The following is a 3,238-nucleotide window of genomic DNA, read 5'->3' on the forward strand; positions in this document are numbered from 1 at the left end:
CCCGAGGTGCTGCGTCGCTCGCCGCTTCCGTCATGGGCAAAGGCGGTTCGAAGGCCAAAGCGAAGGCCAAATAGCCGCGCTTCGAAGGCTGGCTATCCCTTGGCCGGGATGGTCAGGCCTTTCTGCACCGCCGGCCGCGCCAGGCCGCGCTCCAGCCATGTCGAGACATTGGCGAAATCGTCGAAGCCGACGAGTTCGCGGGCTTCGTACAAGCCGATCAGGTTGCGCACCCAGCCGAGCAGCGAGATGTCGGCGATGGTGTAGTCATTGCCCATGATCCACTTGCGCCCCTTCAGCCTGCCGTCGAGCACACCGAGCAGTCGCTTTGACTCGTCGCGATAGCGCTCCAGAGGGCGTTTGTCGGCGATCTCGCGGCCGGCGAATTTGTGGAAGAAGCCGACCTGGCCGAACATCGGCCCCACCGAAGCCATCTGGAAGAACACCCACTGGATGGTCTCGTAGCGGCGCGCGGCATCGATGGGCATGAGCAGGCCGGTTTTTTCAGCGAGGTAGAGCAGGATGGCGCCGGATTCGAACAGGCCGATCGGCTTGCCGTCCGGACCGTTCGGATCGATGATCGCCGGTATCTTGCCGTTGGGATTGAGCGACAGGAATTCCGGTGTCCAGCTTTCGTTCTTGCCGATGTTGACCAGATGCGGCTCATAGGGCAGGCCGAGCTCCTCCAGGGCGATCGATATCTTCACGCCGTTCGGCGTTGTCGCCGAATAGAGCTGGAGCTGGTCCGGATGCTTGGCCGGCCAACGCGTTGCGATCGGAAAGGCGGACAGGTCTGCCATGGAAACTCCTGAATGGGGTTCGCGCCGAGCGGCGCGGTCTTGGCGGGTCGGCCAAGGATTAGACGCGGCGCACGGCACGATCAATATGGCGGTGAAGGTTTCGTCGTGCACGAACAATCAACGGAATGGTCTGCCTGAGGCAGATCGCGCGCCCCTTAGATCAGACGGCCTTGAAGGCCAGCACGGCATTGGTGCCGCCGAACGCGAAGCCGTTGCTGATCGCGGCGCGCACCTTGCGCTCGCGAGGCACGTTCGGCGTGACGTCGAGGTCGCAATCGGGATCGGCCTCGCGAAAATTGGCCGTCGGCGGCACCATGCCTTCGCGGATCGCCATCACGCAGGCGATCATCTCCAGCGCCCCCGATGCGCCGAGGCAATGGGCGTGCATCGACTTGGTCGACGACACCGAAAGCTTGTAGGCATGGTCGCCGAAGACGCGCTTGATCGCTGCCGTCTCGATCTGGTCGTTGGCCTTGGTGCCGGTGCCATGGGCGTTGAGGTAGTCGACATCCTCGGGATTGAAGCCGGCATCGGCCAGGCAGGCGCGCATGGCCGCTGTCGGCCCTTCGACGGTCGGCGCGACAATGTCGGAGGCATCGGCGGAGAGGCCGGCGCCGGCGACCTCGGCAAGGATGGTGGCGCCGCGCGCCATGGCATGCTCGTAGGTTTCCAGGACCGCCATGCCGGCGCCCTCGCCGAGCGACAGGCCCTGGCGATCCGCCGAGAATGGCCGGCAGGTATCGGGCGCCAGCACGCGCAATGCTTCCCAGCCCTTCAGGATGCCCCAGACCAGCGGCGCATCGGTGCCGCCGGCGACCATCACATCGGCGCGGCCAAGCCTGATCTGGTCGACGGCCGAGGCGATGGCGTGGTTGGAGGAGGAGCAGGCCGAGGTGACGCCGAAGACCGGGCCGCGCAGGCCCAGACTCATGCTGACATGGCCGGAGGCCGCGCTTGGCATAACCTTTGGCACGGTGAAGATACCGGCGCGGTTCTTGCCCTCGACCAGGATGGCGCGATAGCTCTCTTCGATCGCCTCCCAGCCGCAGACGCCGACACCGACGACGGTGCCCATCCGATAGGTGGTGGCTTCATTCGAAACCAGGCCGGCCTCCTGCATGGCTTCTCTGGCTGCGATGGTCGCCAGCAGGCTGAAGCGGTCCATCGACACGGTCTGCTTGCGGTCGATTCCGTGATCGGGAAGCGCCTTGATTTCGCAGCCGACCTTGACCTTCAAATCATGCAGTTGGGGACTTGTGATCTGGCCGATGGCCGAGCGGCCGGCGCGCATCTCGTTCCAGATCGCGGGCGCGCTGGTGCCGAGCCCGCAAATGCCGCCCATGCCGGTGATGACAACGCGCTGCCGCATTCAGTTCAGGCTTTTTTCGCGATCAGCGCGCGCACAGCTTCGACCATGTCGCCGACGTTCTTCAGATTGCTCCAGGCGTCGACCGTGTTCATCTCGATCTCGATGCCATACTCTTCCTCAAGATCGAAGATAATCTCCGTCAGCTCGAGCGAATGGATGCCAAGCGAGGTCAATTCGGTGGTGGTGGTGATTTCTTCGCCGCCCGGCTCGGCATGAGCCTTGATCTTCGCGATGATATCCGTTGCCAGCTGGTCGGCCATTCGGTTCCTTCCCCACTATCTCGACGTTTCCCGACGCCAACTGAGCAGCGCCCCTTTTTCTCCTGGTATCAAGCCGTCGTCGTCGTTTAATGCCTCCGCCAAGCGCAGCATGACCGTACCAAGGTGGTTCCCTCTATAGAAACCGAAACGTTGTCAAGCAACAAGCTATATCGAACTCCATATCGACAAAGCCGACGGAGTGCTTAACGTGCAGGCATGGATATGGGCGAACCTAGCGGCGAACATGACGGGATTTCGACGCAGCGCGTTGCGGGCGTCGCGCGGCTTTCCTGCGCGCTCAGTGAGGGCCGCACGCGCCTGCGGCGCCTCTATCAGGACGGCGCCGCCAAGATAAGGATGCCGGCCGTCTCGGCCGATCCGTTTGAGGCGGTGCTGATCAACACCGCCGGCGGGATGACCGGCGGCGACCGTATCGCCTGGGAGGTGGATGTCGGCGCGGCCGCTTCGGCATCGATCACCACGCAGGCCTGCGAGAAAATCTACCGGGCCGCGTCCGACCGTGCCGAAGTGCGGGTCAATTTGTCGGTCGGCGAAAATGGCCGGATCGCCTGGCTGCCGCAGGAAACCATCGTCTTCGACCGGGCGGCCTTTGCCCGCACGCTCGACGTCGAGCTTGCCGTCGGCGCCGAGGCGCTGGTGCTGGAAGCCGCCGTCTTCGGCCGCCTGGCGATGGGCGAACGCGCCACGCAGGGCAACTTCCATGACCGCTGGCGTGTGCGCCAGGATGGCGCCCTCATTCATGCCGAGGATTTCCGCATCGGACCCGATATCGCCGCCACGCTCGACCGCCC

At 64.2% G+C, this 3,238-nt stretch carries 4 protein-coding genes; 1 reads left to right on the top strand and 3 read right to left on the bottom strand.

Features of this window, described 5'->3' with window-relative positions; genetic code table 11:
* Positions 1–92: 92 nt before the first annotated feature.
* From EN984_RS27805 to EN984_RS27815, 3 genes are all read right to left on the bottom strand, one after another.
* The gene (locus tag EN984_RS27805) at positions 93–797 is read right to left on the bottom strand and encodes a glutathione S-transferase N-terminal domain-containing protein (protein WP_127267259.1); all 705 of its coding nucleotides are present in this window, start codon (positions 795–797) and stop codon (positions 93–95) included.
* A gap of 160 nt (positions 798–957) precedes the next feature.
* Positions 958–2,166 (bottom strand): beta-ketoacyl-[acyl-carrier-protein] synthase family protein, encoded by a 1,209-nt coding sequence (locus EN984_RS27810; RefSeq protein ID WP_127273593.1) that lies wholly within the window; start codon positions 2,164–2,166, stop codon positions 958–960.
* Positions 2,167–2,171: 5 nt separating this feature from the next.
* Positions 2,172–2,426, bottom strand: a complete 255-nt coding sequence (locus EN984_RS27815) for an acyl carrier protein (protein WP_013528393.1) — start codon at positions 2,424–2,426, stop codon at positions 2,172–2,174.
* A gap of 222 nt (positions 2,427–2,648) precedes the next feature.
* On the opposite strand from EN984_RS27815, the gene EN984_RS27820 reads away from it, so the two are divergent.
* A partial coding sequence (locus EN984_RS27820) for an urease accessory protein UreD (RefSeq protein ID WP_127384105.1) occupies positions 2,649–3,238 on the top strand: 590 nt, incomplete at its 3' end.

This window comes from Mesorhizobium sp. M7A.F.Ca.CA.004.12.1.1, assembly GCF_003997835.1.
In the GTDB taxonomy this organism is placed as follows: domain Bacteria; phylum Pseudomonadota; class Alphaproteobacteria; order Rhizobiales; family Rhizobiaceae; genus Mesorhizobium.